The organism is Streptomyces sp. YJ-C3 (assembly GCF_053891275.1).
Map to the genome: position 1 here is coordinate 7443487 of NZ_CM132685.1, position 16468 is coordinate 7459954.

The following is a 16468-nucleotide window of genomic DNA, read 5'->3' on the forward strand; positions in this document are numbered from 1 at the left end:
TTAGCTCAGTGCCAGCTCTCGCTAGCTTTTCTCCACGTACCGCAGCGAGCGCAGTCCGCGCTCCAGGTGCCAGTGCAGGTACGCCGACACCAGCCCGCTGCCCTCCCGTACGAAGCGTGCCTCGCACGCGTCGGCCGTCTCCCAGTCGCCGGTCAGCAGCGCACCGAGCAGGGTGAGGGCCTGCGGTGAGGGTACGACGCTGCCCGGTACCCGGCAGTCGACGCAAACCGAGCCGCCCGCGCCGACCGAGAAGAATCGGTTGGGACCGGGCATTCCGCACTTCGCGCAGTCGCCGAAGGTGGGCGCGTACCCGTTCACGGCGAGGGAGCGGAGCAGGAACGCGTCGAGGATGAGGTGCGCCTCGTGCTCGCCGCGGGCGAGCGTGCGCAGGGCCCCGACGAGCAGCAGGTACTGCTGCACGGCCGGCTCGCCCTCGTGGTCGGTGAAGCGTTCCGCCGTCTCCAGCATGGCGGTGCCTGCGGTGTAGCGGGCGTAGTCGCTGACGATGCCGCCGCCGTACGCGGCGATGGTCTCGCTCTGCGTGCACAGCGGCAGCCCGCGCCCGATCAGCTCGCTGCCCCGGGCGAAGAACTGGACGTCGACGTGGGAGAACGGTTCGAGCCTGGCCCCGAACTTCGACTTGGTGCGCCGCACGCCGCGGGCCACGGCGCGGACCCGCCCGTGGCCGCGGGTGAGGAGCGTGATGATGCGGTCGGCTTCCCCGAGCTTCTGGGTCCGCAGGACGATCCCGTCGTCACGGAAGAGACTCATCCCACACCCCCTCGGGTCCTCCGCCGGGGGTACGGGGGCCGTCCCCGGGGCGCGAGCGGCGTGCTCCGTCCCGCCGCACCCGGCTCGTGGGTGCGCGGCTTCTGGATGCGCAGCACGGTGCCGTCGTCGCGGAGCAGGCTCATGACTCCATTCTGCCTCTCCGCGGACGGGGGCCGGGGCGCGGCCGGGTTGTTCGGGCGCGGAGGCCCGGGGCCGCCCCGATCAGGGGACCTCGCCGCGGCTCCTTCTGTTCTCGTACGCCGTCGCGGCCCGCAGCCGCTCGGTCGTCGTCGCCTCGCGCACTATCTCGGGCGGGCAGTCCCACTCGCGGCCGCCGCCGAAGGGGCGCAGCTGTACGTACGGGCCCTCGTGTCCCATCACCCGGCCCACCTGTCCCGTGCTCGTGTCGACTGCGTACGAACCGATCGGCGGCTTCATCGGGTGGTGCTCCTGTCAGGTAGTGCGTCCTGCCGTGCGACGAGCGCGGCGGCCGGGCGGGCCGCCGCGTCAACCGGACAACGTCTCGATTCCACCGAGGGACACGGGGCGGTCCGCGCAATTGACACCGGGTCCGGACCGAGTGGGGACAGCACAATTCCCGGCCCCGTGCGTGCGACTCGCGCTTTCTCCGTCATTTCGTCGTTCCCTCCACGCTCGGCGGACATGGTTCTCGTGGCCCGTCACGTGGCTCCCCTTCCCGATTCGATTTCACGCTTCGCCACTCGGCGGTGGCGTCGTGTCTCTACAGTGGGGAGGAGTCTGTGCAGTACAAGCGCCTTGCCGGACCGACGGGTCGGCCATGGCCATTGGTCCGGGCAAGGGATGCGGCCTTTCCTCCGCTGCGGCTACTTCGGTGGTTTCGAACGGGCAATTCGCAAACCGAAGTCGGATGTCGCCCGGAGGGCCGACGAGGCGCCGCGAACGCTGATTCTTTCGAGCGGATGTGCCGTAGGTGACAAGGATTCGCGCTCACCGTCGGGGAAGTTCCGCACCCACCCGCCCCTCGCATCCGTGCGTGTCCCGCGTCACCCCGTGGACGGCGTCCGCGACGGGGTCGGCCTGCTGGCACAGGACGAGTGCCACGTCGTCCTGGAGCGGCGCCGCGGTGTGCGCGGTCACGGCCGCGTACAGGGCGTCGAGGGCGTCGCTCTGCAGGACCGCGGAGAGCGGCTCCGCGCACCGGTCGAGCAGCGCGAACTCGGTGCCGTCCGGGGAGCGCGCCTCGATCAGGCCGTCGGTGTAGAAGAGGACCCGGTCGCCCGGCTGCAGCCAGCAGCGGCGTGCGCCCGGCCGGGTACCGAGGCCCAACGGCAGCGCGGAGTCGGCCGGTTGGAGCAGTTTGAGCGATCTGCCGATGCGCAGCGGCGGCGGGTGGCCGCAGTTGACGAGCCGGACCTCGCCCGGGGCGAACTCGGCGAACAGTGCGGTGACGAAGTCCTCGGGGCCGAGGTCCGGGGCGACGAGCGCGTCCAGGCGGACGGCGATGTCGGTGAGTTCGGGGGTCACATAGGCCAGGTCGCGAAAGCCGCTGAGCACCGTCGCGGCGGTCTGCACCGCGCCCAGGTCGTGTCCGCGTACGTCGCCGATGAACACCCGTGTCCCGAAGGGGGTGTTGACGATCTCGTACACGTCGCCGCCGACCGTCGCCGGCTCCAGGGGGCAGTGGTGCCGGGTGAAGACGTCGACCTCGCCGATCCGCGCGGCCACCGGGCGCATGATCGCGCCCTGCGCCACCTGGGCCACCTGGACGGCGTGCCGGAGGGCCGCCGTGTGCGCCGTCAGCCGCCCCGCGACCCGGACGGCCAGGACACCGCCCGCGAGCAGCACCAGGTACTCCAGGACGAACGGCGGCGTGCCCGCCAGATGCCGGACGGTACCGACCGACAGGGCGAGGGCGGCGCTCCACCCGGCCACGGCGAGCGTGCCGCGCGCGCCCAGCCGGGAGCAGGCCAGGACCGGCCCGATCAGCAGCGCCCCCACCGCCGGCCGCCATCCGTCGTGGAACGTACCGAGCACGGCGAGCAGCGCGGTGACGGCCAACGGCAGCAGTAAGCCGCCCGCCCTTCTCCAGCGCCCTCGCCCGCTGTCCCGCACAGCCATGCAGGAGCCTCCCGCCTGCCCTGCCCCGCTCGCCCCGCCGCAGTGAGCGATCCACTCTGGCCGAACGCACCGTTCCGTGCCCCCCGTTGAGCACAGTGCGCATCCGCGCGACCGCAACCGTCCCCCGCTGACGCCTTCTGCCCGGATCGGCGTGCCGGGCGCGGGGCAGCCGCTCAACTTTCGCCAACCACTGATGCGGCCCGCGTGCCGGAGCAGACTGTCCGGCGACGGCGCGCGGACGTGCGCGGTACGGGCGAGCCGGGAGGCGGTGCGGGTGGAGACTTTCCCCGCCGAGACGACGAGCTTCATCGGGCGCGATCAGGAACTGGCCGCGCTCGACCGGGTGCTGACGCGGCACCGGCTCGTCACCCTCACCGGGGTCGGCGGCGTCGGCAAGTCGCGCCTCGCCGCGCGCGCCGCCCGTCGCGCGGCGCCGCGGTTCGCCGACGGCGCGCGGCTGGTCGCGCTCTCCCCGCTGCGCGAACCCTCCCTGCTGGGCCACGTCCTCTTCGAGGAGCTCGGTCTGGTCGACCAGTCGACGCGGCCTCCCGAGGAGCTCATCGCCGAGTGGCTCGCCACCAGGAACCTGCTGCTCGTCCTGGACACCTGCGAGCACCTGGTCGGTGCGTGCGCGCGGCTCGCGACCCGGCTGCTCGACGCGGGGCCCGGGCTGCGGATCCTGGCGACCAGCCGGGAGCCGCTGGGCGCGGCGGGCGAGTGGCTCATGGAAGTGGACCCGCTGCCCGTGGCGGCCGATGCCGCGGCGGAGCCGGCGGGCGGTGACGCCGTCTCGCTGTTCGCGGACCGGGCGGCCGCCGCGGTCGACGGCTTCCGGCTCGGCCGTGCGGAGCGGGAGTCGGCCGTGACCGTGTGCCGCCGCCTCGACGGCATCCCGCTGGCCATCGAGCTCGCCGCGGCCCAGCTGGCGGAGCTGACGGTGCGGGAGCTCGGCGAGCGGCTGCGGCACCGGTTCGACACCCTGGTCGTCCCGGACGCCCCGGGCGGCCCGGCCCCGTCCCGGCACCGGACGCTGCGCACCACGATCGGCTGGAGCCACGAACTGTGCGCGCCCCTGGAGCGGCTGCTGTGGGCCCGTCTGTCGGTCTTCGCCGACGGCTTCGACCTGGCCGGCGCCCGGGCGGTGGCCGCGGGCGGCCCGCTGTCCGCCGAGGCCGTTCCCGCCCTGCTCGACAAGCTGGTCGCGAAGTCCCTGGTGCGCCCGGACCCGGTACCGGGCGGGGCGGAGCCGACCCGGTACCGGCTGCTCGACACCGTGCGGGAGTACGGCGCGCAGTGGCTGCGCGAGCTCGGCGAGGAGGCGGCGGTGCGGCGGGCCCACCTGGAGCGCTACCGGGAGCTGGCCGCGCAGGGCGACCGCGAGTGGCTGACCGACCGGCAGCCGGTCTGGGGCGCGCGCATCACGGCCGAGCACGCCAACATCCGGGCGGCCCTCGACTTCGCGCTCCGTGAGGGCCGGCGGCACATCGCGCTGGAGATGACCGGCTCCCTGTGGTTCTTCTGGTTCGCGTGCGGGTTCGCCCGTGAGGGCCGCCACTATCTGGAGCGGGCTCTGGCCGACGGCCCGGAGCCCGGGCCCGAGTACGCCAAGGCGCTGTGGAGCTGCGGCATCGTGGCCATGGCGCAGGGCAGTCTCGACGTGGCGCTGCGGCACTCCGCCGAGTTCCGGGTGCTGGCGGCGACGTCCGCGGACCCGACCGCGGACGTGGCGGCGGACTACCTCACGGGCACGATCCTGACCCAGCAGGGCGACCACGAGCAGGCGATCGCCGTGCTGGACTCGGCCGCGCCGCAGACCCGGCGGGGCGCGTACGAGGCCGCGTGCTTCCTGAACCGGATCTCCCGCGCGTTCTCCCGCATCTACGTCGGCGACTTCGACGAGGGCAGGGCCCTCGCGCACGGCGTCTGCGTCGAGCTGGCCGCGCGCGGCGACTGCTGGGGGCGGGCGTTCGGCGACTATGTGCAGGCGCTCGCCGCGTTCGGGCTCGGGCACTGGTCCGAGGCCGCCGGGCACGCCCGCGCGAGTCTGCGGGGCAAGGCCGGTCTCCACGACACCCTGGGCGTCGCCCTCGCCGCCGACGTGCTGGCCGCCGCGACCGTGGCCGACGGGCAGGACGAGGCGGGGGCCCGGCTGCTGGGCGCGGCGCAGCGGGTGTGGCTGGGCTTCGGCCGCCCCCAGATGGGCAATCCGCAGCTCGTCGCGGTCCGCGCGGACGCGGAGCGGCGGAGCCGGCAGGCCCTCGGCGAGGCCGCCTACACGAAGGCGTACGAGGAGGGGCTGCACGACGAGGCCGTCGACGGGATCGTCTACAGCACCGGCACCTAGAACGGAGCTCAGCCGACCCCGCGGGTCTCCTGCTCGGCGCGTGCCTCGATGCCGCGGAAGTGGTGGGCCATGGCCTCCTGCGCCCCGGCGGCGTTCCCGGCGCGCAGCGCGGCCACGATGGCGCGGTGCCGTTCGACGGTCACCTCGGGCGCGGGGTCGTGGGCCCACCGGCGCACCCCGGCGACCCGGTCGAACACGTTCCAGAACGCGCCGAGCAGCTGCGGGATCAGTTCGTTGCCGAGCGAGCGGTAGAGCGTCTCGTGGAAGGCGCGGTCCAGGTCGGCGAACGGCTCGCCGGCCTGCCCCGCCTCGCTCATCTTCCGTACGATCACGTCGAGTCGGTCCAGGACGTCGTCGTCGGGCGGGGCCGCGGCGACCCGCCGGATCAGCCCTTCTTCGAGGACCTCGCGCACCTGGAGGATCTCGGCGAGGGCGTGCGCGTCGTCGGCGGGGCGCAGCAGGGTGCGGAAGGTGAGGCCGTCGGCGAGCGGGGTCAGCGAGGCCTGGCCGACGTAGGTGCCGTAGCCGTGTCTGATCTCCACGATGTCGAGGGCCTGGAGGGCCTTGAGGGCCTCTCGCACCGAGTTCCTGCTCACGCCGAGGGTGTCCATCAACTCGGCTTCCGTGGGAAGGAGTTCACCGGGCCGCAAGCCCGTGTCCAGGATCAGTTGCGTCACCGCGCGCCGGACCTGGTGGCTGACGCGGCGATGGCGTACGGCCGGGCCGCCGGGCTCGTCGTCGGACATGCGCCGCATCGTAGGCGCTCGGGACATCCCACGTCCCACCTCGGGGCGAAAGAGGTTCTCCGCGCGATGCTGCGCGATCTCTTGACCGCCCCTGCGGGGCCTCTTATGGTCACGTCGCTACCCAGACGTAGGACGTTGGATCTCCCGGCTCCGGTGCACCTCCCCGGCCGGGCGGTCCTCTCACCGGAGTCACTGGAGGCACCATGAGCGACCATGACGCGACCGGCCGCCGTTCCTTCCTCAAGTACACCGGCGCCCTCGGCGCCGCGGCCGCCATCTCCACGTCGCTGTCCGCCTGTTCGTCCGGTCCGAAGTCCACGAACGACACCGGTGACGACGACGGCGCGGGCGGCTCGACGTCCCTGACGGCCGTCATCGGCTACGGCAACGACGGCAGCTGGGACCCGACGCTGACGGCGTCCGCGTTCGCGATGGCCGGCAACCACCACATCTACGAGGGGCTCGTCGACACCGACCCGATCACCCGGGCTCCGTACGCGGCACTCGCGACCGAGGTGCCGGACGCGGCCCAGCTCAAGGGCACGACATGGACGTTCACGCTGCGCTCCGGCGCCACCTGGCACGACGGGAAGCCGGTGACGGCGGACGACGTGGTGTTCGTCTTCGACCGGATCCTCGACCCGGACACGCAGACGCTCGCCAAGGGATTCTTCGAGAGCTGGCTGAAGGAGGTCAGGAAGACCGGCGACTCCTCGGTCGAGCTGGTCCTCAAGTTCCCCTTCCCGGAGGGGATCGCCCGGCTGACCCTCGCCAAGATCATGCCGAAGCACGTCTTCTCGCGGCCCGGCGCGTGGGACGACGCGATGAAGGGCAAGGCCGTCGGTTCGGGCCCGTACCGGCAGACCTCGCACCAGCCCAAGGTGAACACGACCTTCGAGGCCTTCGCGGACTACAACGGCCCGCGTGAACCGGCCTTCAAGAAGATGAACTGGCTGACCATCGTCGACGCGGCGCCGCGGGTCGCGAAGATCTCCGGGGGCAGCGCCGACGCGCAGATCGCCGACAACGTCCCGTACGCCAATGTCCCCCAGCTGGAGAAGGGCGGGCTCACCGTCGAGGGCGGCGCCGGGATGAACAACCTGTTCCTGCTGTTCAACACCGCGCACGAGCCATTCGGTGACGTACGGGTGCGGCAGGCGCTGCACTACGCGATCGACCGGAAGAAGATGATCGAGGTCGCGCTCAAGGGGCACGGGAAGGCGGCCACGTCGTTCCTCGACGAGGGGAACCCCGCGCACCGCGACGCGAAGCCGGTCTACGGCTACGACCCGGAGAAGGCCGAGCGGCTGCTGAAGGACGCCGGGGTGAGCGGTCTGCGCATCAACCTCATGGCCGTGAACGTGTCGTGGATCGTGGACTGTCTGCCGACCATCAAGGCGTCCTGGGACGCGATCGGCGTCAGGACCACGCTCGACCCGCAGGAGACCACGGCGGTCTTCACGAAGCTGGACCAGAAGAAGGACTTCCAGGTGGTGGCGGCGGCCTCCAATCCCAATCAGTTCGGCCTCGACGCGGACCTGATCATGCACTACAACTACGGGCCCGCCAACACGTGGATGGGGTACGCCCGTTGGGCGGACGACCCCACGGCCAAGCAGCTCTTCCGGCGGATGGACCAGGCGACGCGGGAGCCGGACGCCGCCAGGAAGAAGGCGATGATCCAGGACTATCTCGACGTCGTCGCCGAGCAGGCCGTCATCTACCCCGTCGTGCACAACGAGCTGATGACCGCGTGGGACGGCAAGAAGATCACCGGTGTGCAGGCGCAGCCCTACCCCGGGATCAACCTGCTCAAGGCCCACCCCGCGTAGGACAGGCTCCGCCTCGGTACACGCTCCGCCTCGAACAAGGGAGTTCACGCCCGTGGCCGTGATCGCCAGAATTCTCGCCCGGCGCCTCGTGCTGCTCGTGCCGCTGCTGCTCGGCATCGTCCTGTTCGTGTTCCTCGTGATGCGCTTCGCCGACGTCGACCCGGCGTCCGCGTACTTCCAGGGCGCCAACCCGACGCCGCGGCAGCTGCACGAGTTCCGGGAACGCAACGGGCTGCTCGACCCGTTGCCGCTGCGCTACCTCCACTTCGTCGGCGATCTGCTCCAGGGCGACATGGGGATCAGCGTGCTGACCCGGCAGCCGGTCGTCGAGCAGGTCACCACCGCGCTGCCGCTCACCCTGCAGCTGACGTTCCTCGGCCTCGGCATCGCCGTGGTGGTGTCGCTGGTGCTCGGCATCAGCGCGGCCATCCACCGCGACCGGACCTGGGACCAGGTCGTCCGGGTCGTGTCGCTGACCGGGGTGGCCGCGCCGGGGTTCTGGCTGGCGCTGCTGATGATCCAGTACCTGGCGGTGGACCGGGGCTGGTTCCCGACCGGCGGCTACGTCAACCCGGCCGATTCCCTCACCGGTTGGCTGACGTGCATGACGCTGCCGGCGCTGGCCCTGTCGCTGCCGGTCGCCGCGCAGCTCACCCGGATCGTCCGGACGGCCGTGGTGGAGGAGCTCGACAAGGACTACGTGCGCACGGCCGTCGGCAGCGGGCTCCCGCCGCTCGTCGTGGTCGGCCGCAACGTGCTGCGCAACGCCCTGATCAACCCGCTCACCGTGCTCGGCCTGCGGGTGGGCTATCTGCTGGGCGGGGCGGTGGTCGTGGAGACGATCTTCTCGCTGCCCGGGATGGGGAAGCTGATGATCGACGCGGTGAAGAACGGGGACCCCGCCGTGGTTCAGGGGGTCGTACTGACGACGGCCGTCGGGTTCGTCGTCGTCAACCTGGTGATCGACGTGCTGTATCTGCTGGTGAATCCGCGGCTGCGGGGGCTGTCGTGAAGGCCTCGGGGCTCCGCCCCGGACTCCGCTCCTCACGCGCCGGAGGGGCTCGGCTGCGCTCCCGCATCGCGCTCGGCGTTCTCGCGGTCGTCGTGCTCATGGCCCTGTTCGCCCCGCTGCTCGCCCCGCACGACCCGCTCGACCAGCAGGCGCAGGTGGACGGCACCGGTCATCCGTCCGGCGCGCACTGGATGGGACAGGACAGCCTGGGCCGGGACATCCTCAGCCGGCTGATGTACGGGGCCCGGTGGTCCCTCGCCATCGGGCTCGGGGCGACCCTGCTCGCGCTCGTCGTGGGCGCGGTCCTCGGCGCGGTCGCCGCGACGTCCCGCAAGGCCGTCGACGAGACCCTGATGCGCTGCCTGGACGTCGTCATGGCGTTCCCCGGGATCGCCCTCGCGGCCGTGCTCGTCGCCGTGTTCGGCGGCGGGATCCCGGTGCTGATCTGCGCGCTCGCGTTCCTGTTCACGCCGCCCATCGCCCGGGTCGTCCGCGCCAACGTCCTGGACCAGTACGGCGAGGACTACGTGACCGCCGAGCGCGTCATCGGGGCCCGCACCCCGCACATCGTGCTCAGGCACGTCGCGATCAACTGCGCGGCGCCGATCCTGGTGTTCTGCACGGTGCAGGTCGCGGAGGCGATCGTCTTCGAGGCGTCGCTGTCCTTCATCGGCGCGGGCGTGCGGCCGCCGGACCCGTCCTGGGGCAGCGTCATCGCCGACGGCAAGAACATGGTGCTGATCGGCGGCTGGTGGGCGACCGTCTTCCCCGGCCTGCTGATGCTGGTCACGGTCCTGTCCCTCAACGTCCTCAGCGAAGGCGTCTCCGACGCGTGGGCGGCGCCGGCCGCGCGGGACGTGGCGGCCGAGGAACCCGACCGGCTGGAGGCCGCGGCGCCCGGCACCGGCCAGGTCCTCGAACTCCCCGGGCTCACGCAGGCCGCGGCCCGGCTGCGCGCCCGCGCCCGGCCGCTGCCCGACGGGCCGCCGGTGCTCTCCGTGCGGGGCCTCGCCATCGGCTTCGACGCGCGGCACGGCGGGGTCGACATCGTCGACGGCATCGGCTTCGACGTACGCCCCGGTGAGGTCCTGGGCCTGGTCGGCGAGTCCGGCTGTGGCAAGTCGCTGACCGCGCTGACCGTGATGGGCCTGCAGCCCAAGGGGGCCCGCGTCCAGGGACAAGTGACGTTCGACGGGACCGAGTTGACGTCCCTGCCGATGAGTGCGCGGCGCCGGCTGCTCGGCCACGACATGGCGATGATCTACCAGGACGCGCTGTCGTCCCTGAACCCCGCGATGACCGTGCGTGCGCAGCTCAAGCAGGTCGTCCGGCGCGGCGGCCGCCGCTCCCCCGCCGAGCTCCTCGCCCTCGTCGGGCTCGACCCGGACCGCACTCTGCGCAGCTACCCGCACGAGCTGTCCGGCGGTCAGCGCCAGCGCGTCCTCATCGCCATGGCACTGTCCCGCGACCCGAAGCTGATCGTCGCCGACGAGCCGACGACGGCGCTCGACGTGACGGTGCAGGCGCAAATCATCGAGCTGCTGCTGCGGCTGCGCGCCGAGCTGGGCTTCGCGCTCGTCCTCGTCTCGCACGACCTGGCGCTGGTCGCCGACGTCACGGACCGGGTCGTCGTCATGTACGGCGGCCAGATCGTGGAGACGGGAGTGACGGCCGATCTGGTGGGGGCACCCCGGCACCACTACACGCGCGGCCTGTTGGGCTCGGTGCTCTCCCTGGAGTCGGCGGCCGACCGGCTCACCCAGATCAAGGGCGTGGTCCCGTCCCCGGCGGACTTCCCGGCGGGCTGCCGCTTCGCGGACCGCTGCCCGCTGGCGTCGGAGGTGTGCCGGGACCTGGCCCCGGACCTGGTGGGCGGCGCGGCGCACGCCACGGCGTGCCATCACCCGGCAGCGCCCCACAGGGACGCGGGGAACGGCGCGAGCGACCACGACGGCGCCGCGGACGCGCCACCGGCCACGGTGCCCCCGGCGCGCGGCGCCGAGGCGGAGAGGGAGCCGAAATGACCACGCCACTGGTGGAGTTGACCGACGTGCACGTAGTGCACAGGGCACGCTCGGGCGGCCTCTTCGGCCGCGACCGCGTCCACGCCCTCACGGCGGCGGACCTGACCGTCGTCCCGGGCGAGACCCTGGGCGTCGTGGGCGAATCGGGCTGCGGCAAGTCGACCCTGGCCAAGGTCCTGGTGGGCGTCCAGAGACCGGCCTCGGGAACGGTGACGTACCGGGGCGGCGACCTGTGGACCATGCCCGCCGCCGAGCGCCGCGCGGCGGTCGGCACCGGCGTCGGCATGATCTTCCAGGACCCCTCGACGGCCCTGAACCAGCGGCTGACCGTACGGCAGATCGTGCGCGACCCGATGGACGTGCACCGGTACCGCACGAGCGGCGGACGCGATGTGCGGGTACGGGAGTTGCTGGGGCTGGTCGGCCTGCCGAAGGCGCTGGCCGATGCACTGCCCGGGCAGCTGTCGGGCGGGCAGCGGCAGCGGGTCGCCATCGCGCGGGCGCTGGCCCTGGAGCCGGACCTGGTGGTGGCCGACGAGCCGACGAGCGCCCTCGACGTGTCGGTGCGCGCCCAGATCCTCAACCTCCTCCTCGATCTCAAGGAACGCCTCGGCCTCGCCCTGGTCTTCGTCTCGCACGACATCCAGACGGTGCGCCGGATGAGCGACCGGGTCATCACCATGTACCTGGGCCGCATCGTGGAGGAGACGCCCGCCGCCGACGTCCTGGACCGGGCCCGGCACCCGTACACGCGCGCCCTGTTCTCGGCGACGCCCGGGCTGCTCGCCCCGGTCGACCCGATCCCGCTGGCCGGCCCGGTGCCGTCGGCCACGCGTCCGCCGTCCGGCTGCCCGTTCCGTACGCGCTGCTGGCGGGCGGACGCGGCCTGCGCGGCGGCGATGCCCGAGCCGGAGGGGACCGGCGGGCACGTCCACCGGTGCCACCACCCGGTCCGCGCGGACCAGTCCACGCACGACCTCGTCCAGGAGGTCCGCTGACCGGTCAGCCCCTGTTCACCGGCTCTCCGGGCGCGGCGAAGTCGACCTGGGCGGCCGGCCGTACGCGGATGCCCCGGTCGGGGAAGTCGATGTGCCGATAGATCTCGTTGTGGTGGGCGATCGACCGGTCCGGCGGGGCGAAGTCCGTCGTGGCGGGGCGGACGGACGTCGTGTGCCCGTCCGCCACGAGCACCAGGTCGTAGCCCTCGCTGAGGGCCCGGCGCGCGGTCGTCTCCACGCAGTTCTCCGTGGCGAAGCCCGTGACGAGCAGCTCGGTGACGCCCAGCTCGCGCAGTGCCGCGTCGAGCCCGGTCCGCAGGAACGCGTCGGCGGTCGACTTGGTCACCAGCAACTCACTCTTGTCAGGCGCGAGTTCGGGCACGACGGGCCCGGCACCCTCCTGCCGCACCGTGACGACGGGAACACCCGCCGCCCGCGCCCTGGAGCGCAGGCCCGCGATGACGCCGATGGTCTCCTCGGCGCGATGCATGATCGGCAGCATGTCGTGCTGCATGTCGATGACGAGGAGCGCGGGGCGGTGCGGGTGAGCGGCCACGGGCCCACCCTAACCGCGGCTATTCCCGGGGGAGTTCGGGGCGGCGGCTGTGCAGGCGGAGCGCGCCGCGCAGCCGGACCCAGTGGCCGGTGGCCAGGCACAGCAGCGGGTAGCGCCAGCGGGCGAGCCCCACGACCTGCGGGCTCTCCGCGCCCATCAGGCGCACGCCGTCCTGGATCACGGCGTCGAACGCGGCGACGGAGCGATGGGGGCGGCAGGCCCAGAGCAGGGCGTAGGCGACCCGGCCGCGCGCGTACCAGGCCTGGAGGTGATCCCGGCCGTGGATGCGCGCCTCGTCGGCGGCCAGCGCCTCGTACTCCGCGAGGGCGGTACGGACCCGGCCGGTCCGCCGGTGGGTGGTGGCGGTGAACCGGCGGGCGCCCAGGGTCCAGGGATGGTCGGGGCCGTACAGCCGGGCGTAGTCGGTACCGCGGGCCCGGGCCACGGCCGCGGCCTTGCGCCAGCGCCCCGCGCGGCGCAGGGCGAAGGACCACCAGTCGCGCTGCATCAGGGTCGCGACGTGGTCCGGGCCGAAGTGCGCCGTCAGATCCTCCAGGAGGCGCCGTTGCAGGGTGGCGTTGCGCCGGACCAGGCCGACGGAACAGTAGGCGGAGCCCAGGCTGCGGCGTGCGTGGATCGAGGCCCAGCTCCAGGGGCCCGATCTCGTCTCCTGCGCACGCAGCACGCGCCGCCGGATCCGCAGGGCCTTGAGACGTCGCTGCACCGCGCGGTAGCCGTCCGCCACGTCGTCGAGCAGGCCGATCGTCTGCGGATGGCCGGGGCCGAGCAGACGCGTGTAATCGGCGTACAGGTCCCGTGTCAGACGGCGTGCCGCCCGCCCGAGCCCGACGGAGAGGAGCGCCGACGCGTACTCCGCGCGCGTGGCCAGGGTCAGCAGGCTGTCGGCGCCGTACATGCGCTCGGTGTCCGCGAGGGCCGCGCGGGTCAGTGCGCACTCCTCCCGGTGGCGTCCCGCCTTGCCGTGGGCGGTCGCCAGCCAGCGCCGGGCAAGGAGCGTGGCCGGGTGGTCCGCGCCGCGGATGCGCGCCATGTCGTCCACGACCCTGCGGTGCTGCGCGAGCGCCTCGTCGTGGCGCTCGCACGCGGTGAGCGCGTCGGCCAAGTCGCTGCGGGCGTAGACGACTTGCGTGTTCTCGCTCCCGTGGACCCGGGTGTACTCGGCCACGTTCGCCTCGCGCAGCTCACGGGCCTGCTCGAACGCGCCGAGACTGGTCAGCACCCCGGCGAGGCGGGCGCGCGCGGCGAACGTCCACGGGTGCCCGGCGCCGAGGGTCAGCGCGGTGTCCCGCACCGCCCCTCTCAACAGGGTGAGACTCTCCTGGTACTCGGCGGCCGCGGTCAGGGCGTCGGCAAGGGCGAGGCGCATGTCGACCGTCCGCGGGTGGTCGGGGCCGTGCACCCGCTCGTGGTCGGCCAGGAGCTCGCGTGCGAGGGCGACTCCTTCCCCGATCCGTCCGTGCCGCGTGCACAGGTGGACGTGGAACCGGCGGACACCGAACGTGCTCGGGTGGTCGGCGCCGAGGAGCCGCTCGTAGTCGGCGATCAGCTCGGTCTGGGCGGTGTACGCCTCGGCGTGCCGCCGCGACTCGTCCAGGGACCACACGAGTTGGCCGCGGGCGCCGAGCACCCGGGGATGATCCGGGCCGTGCAGGGCGATCCGGTCGTCGACCACGCGCCGGAACAGGCTCATGGCCTCGTCGTCGCGGTCGACCCCTTGAAGGCAGGTGGCGAGCGTGTCGCGGAACTCGACGGTGTCCGCCGCCTGCGGGCCGAGGACCCGCTCGGCGTCCGCGAGCGCCCGCTGCGCGGCGGCGAGGCCCTCGTCCTGCAGACCTGCGTCCATGTACTGCAGGGCCAGGTCGTTGCGGGCGCCGATCGTCTGGATCGCGTCCGCGCCGTAGGAGGCCTCGCACTCCTCGAGATAGCGCCGCAGCAGTGCCGCGCCCTCGGCGTCCTGACCGACCGAGCCATAGGCCTCGGCGAGCCCCCGCAGGGAGTCCAGGCCCGATGCCGTGGACCGGGTGTCCCGCGACCACTCCGTGCGCATCCGGTCCACGATCGAGGCCGCCTCGCGGAGCCGGCCCGCGGCCGCGTACGCGTCCGCCAGGCGGCGCAGCGCGGTACGGGTCCGCTGATGGTCCGCGCCGTGGAGGCGTCGCTCGTCCCGCTCCAACGCCTCGTACATGGGCACCGATTGCTCGTAGCGCCCCGCGGACTGGTACGAACTGGCGAGATCCATGCGCGCGTTGAGGGTCTTCTCGTGGTCAGGGCCATGGCGCCGCTCGGTGATCTCGAGGAGCCTGCCCCGCTCGTCGAGCGCCTTCTGGGTGATGCCCACCCATGCGTGCATGTCTCCCTCGAACTCCAGGGCGCGGAGGAAGCCGGTGCTCTCCTCGCCCAGCAGCCGTTCGCACGCCTTCCTGGTGTCCACGGCCCACTCGACCGCCCGTCCCATCGCCCCCACCTCCCCCAGGTGTTCGTAACCGGCCCAGTACCGCAGGTCGACCAGGGCCTCCTGGTCCTCCTCCTCGTACTCCGCCAGGTCCTCGCGCACGGTGTTCCACAACGCGTCGATCTGGTCGACCAGTTGCCCTCCGACCTCCCGTCGCTCCCATGCCTCCAGGGACGGGACCAGCACCTCCGCCAGGTGCCGCGTCACGGCCCGCACCACCGGCCGGATGCCCTCCCCGGCGCGTTCCCGTACGACCCGCTGCACCAGCCGGTGCACCGCCACGGCGTCCGCCCCGGCGTCGGTGACCAGTGAGGCCTGGGTCAGCGCCCCGAGCGCCGCCTCCGCTCCCGCCCCGTCCTCGACCCCGGCCTGCCGCATCACCCCGTAGAGCACCTCACGAGGTACCCCGGCCGGCGACAGCACGGACAGCGCCTCCAGCAGCGTCCGGACGACCGCGCCCGCCTCGCCGTGCTCCGCCTGGTCGACCGAGAGGAGCACCGCCTCGGCGACCCGATGGGGGTACCGCTCCCCCGGCACCCGCTCGAGGACGTCCCCGAGCGGATAGGCCCGCAGCCGCTCCAGATAGCCCCGGTACCCGATCCCCCGCATCCGGATGACCTGCGCGGCCTGAGCGAGCGCGAGCGGCAGCCGGCCCAGTTCCTCGGCGACCTCCAGCGCCGCCGCGTCGGTGTCCGGGGACGGGGGCACGGCCGTGCGGTGGCGCAGGAAGTCGAGGGCCTCCTCCCGCGTGAACACCGTGACGTCGACGCGCGCTCCGGCCCCGGCGAGGTTCTCGAAGGACTGCGCCGTGGCCGTCACGACCACCTGGGCGCGGCCGCGCCCGGCCGTCGGGAGCCAGCGCAGCACCTCGTCCGGGTCCGTCGCGTTGTCCAGGACCATCAGACACGGATCGGGGTTCTGCCCGATCCAGGTGAGGGCCGCGCGGGCGGCCGTCGCCGTGTCGTCGGCCGGTTCGCGCACCCCCAGCTGGTCGGCGAGGTCGGCGAGTCCGGAGGTGAGCTGCCCGCCGTTCTCCGCGGTGATCCAGGCCACGACCGGCCAGCCCTCCTCGATCCGGCGCCGGGCGTAGGCGGCTGCGAGCTGGGTCTTGCCGACGCCCCGCGCGCCGGTCACCGCGTGGACGACGGTGAACCGGTGCTCCTCGTTGGCGGCGGCGAGCGCGGCGAGCAGGTCCTCGCGGGGCTGGAAGCCGACCGGTTCGTGCGGCAGATCGCCCCGGTAGACAGGGGGCCGGGGCGGGGCCTGCCCGGGGCCGCCGTGCACCGTCACCGTCGCGTGGGGCAGTTCGAGACGTACTCCGGGCTGCGGCCCGGGTTCCGGCCCGCCCGCCGCCGTCGGCGCCACCGCTCGCGGTGCCCACCAGGCGCCCCATGCCCCGCCCACCGTCGCGGCGACCGTGGCGGCCGCGACCCCGACCGCGATGCGCCCCTCGTCGGAGGCGGGCAGCAGCGGTACGTCGGCGGCGTAGAAGATCAGAAAGACACCCGCGAACGCCGCCACGTTCAGAGCCACCACCAGCGCCCAGCGCATGCCGTGCCTCACGCGCTCCCCCTCGTCCACCCGCGCCTGCCCGGAGAGACGATTGTGCCCC

The 16468-nt window shown here is 73.2% G+C and carries 11 protein-coding genes; 5 read left to right on the forward strand and 6 right to left on the reverse strand.

Translation table 11 applies throughout. The features are described from left to right. Positions 1–21 precede the first annotated feature (21 nt). The 3 genes from recO to ACVHNB_RS33695 form a co-directional block, all read right to left on the reverse strand. Entirely contained in the window at positions 22–771 is a 750-nt protein-coding gene (gene recO, locus ACVHNB_RS33685; RefSeq protein WP_428954795.1) for a DNA repair protein RecO, read from the reverse strand. Between the two features lie 222 nt (positions 772–993). Further along, entirely contained in the window at positions 994–1209 is a 216-nt protein-coding gene (locus ACVHNB_RS33690) for a hypothetical protein (protein ID WP_428954794.1), read from the reverse strand. Between the two features lie 531 nt (positions 1210–1740). Further along, positions 1741–2811 (reverse strand): PP2C family protein-serine/threonine phosphatase, encoded by a 1071-nt coding sequence (locus tag ACVHNB_RS33695; RefSeq protein ID WP_456226619.1) that lies wholly within the window; start codon positions 2809–2811, stop codon positions 1741–1743. Positions 2812–3145: 334 nt separating this feature from the next. Here ACVHNB_RS33695 and ACVHNB_RS33700 point away from each other — a divergent pair, with 334 nt between their 5' ends. Continuing rightward, complete coding sequence (locus ACVHNB_RS33700) at positions 3146–5215, forward strand: ATP-binding protein (RefSeq protein WP_456226620.1); 2070 nt, start codon at positions 3146–3148, stop codon at positions 5213–5215. An 8-nt stretch (positions 5216–5223) separates the two neighbouring features. Here the strand turns inward: ACVHNB_RS33700 and ACVHNB_RS33705 are convergent, their stop codons facing one another. Continuing rightward, positions 5224–5961: a FadR/GntR family transcriptional regulator gene (locus tag ACVHNB_RS33705; protein WP_456226621.1), complete on the reverse strand. Its 738-nt coding sequence runs from the start codon at positions 5959–5961 to the stop codon at positions 5224–5226. Positions 5962–6164: 203 nt separating this feature from the next. Between ACVHNB_RS33705 and ACVHNB_RS33710 the strand changes: the two genes are divergently transcribed. The 4 genes from ACVHNB_RS33710 to ACVHNB_RS33725 are packed head-to-tail and all read left to right on the forward strand — an operon-like array spanning position 6165 to position 11827. Continuing rightward, positions 6165–7793 (forward strand): ABC transporter substrate-binding protein, encoded by a 1629-nt coding sequence (locus ACVHNB_RS33710; RefSeq protein WP_428954791.1) that lies wholly within the window; start codon positions 6165–6167, stop codon positions 7791–7793. A 52-nt stretch (positions 7794–7845) separates the two neighbouring features. Next, complete coding sequence (locus ACVHNB_RS33715) at positions 7846–8805, forward strand: ABC transporter permease (RefSeq protein ID WP_428954790.1); 960 nt, start codon at positions 7846–7848, stop codon at positions 8803–8805. Positions 8806–8858: 53 nt separating this feature from the next. Then, on the forward strand, positions 8859–10829 hold the full coding sequence (locus tag ACVHNB_RS33720; RefSeq protein ID WP_456228982.1) for a dipeptide/oligopeptide/nickel ABC transporter permease/ATP-binding protein: 1971 nt from the start codon (positions 8859–8861) through the stop codon (positions 10827–10829). Next, a complete protein-coding gene (locus ACVHNB_RS33725; RefSeq protein WP_456226622.1) occupies positions 10826–11827 on the forward strand; it encodes an oligopeptide/dipeptide ABC transporter ATP-binding protein in 1002 nt (333 codons plus the stop codon). Before ACVHNB_RS33720 ends, ACVHNB_RS33725 begins: the two co-directional genes overlap by 4 nt. Positions 11828–11831: 4 nt before the next feature. Here ACVHNB_RS33725 and ACVHNB_RS33730 read toward each other — a convergent pair whose 3' ends face one another. Both ACVHNB_RS33730 and fxsT read right to left on the reverse strand, forming a co-directional pair. Further along, positions 11832–12341: an isochorismatase family protein gene (locus ACVHNB_RS33730; RefSeq protein WP_456228983.1), complete on the reverse strand. Its 510-nt coding sequence runs from the start codon at positions 12339–12341 to the stop codon at positions 11832–11834. A 61-nt stretch (positions 12342–12402) separates the two neighbouring features. Then, positions 12403–16419, reverse strand: coding sequence for an FxSxx-COOH system tetratricopeptide repeat protein (gene fxsT, locus ACVHNB_RS33735; protein WP_456226623.1), 4017 nt, complete (start codon positions 16417–16419; stop codon positions 12403–12405). Positions 16420–16468: the final 49 nt, after the last annotated feature.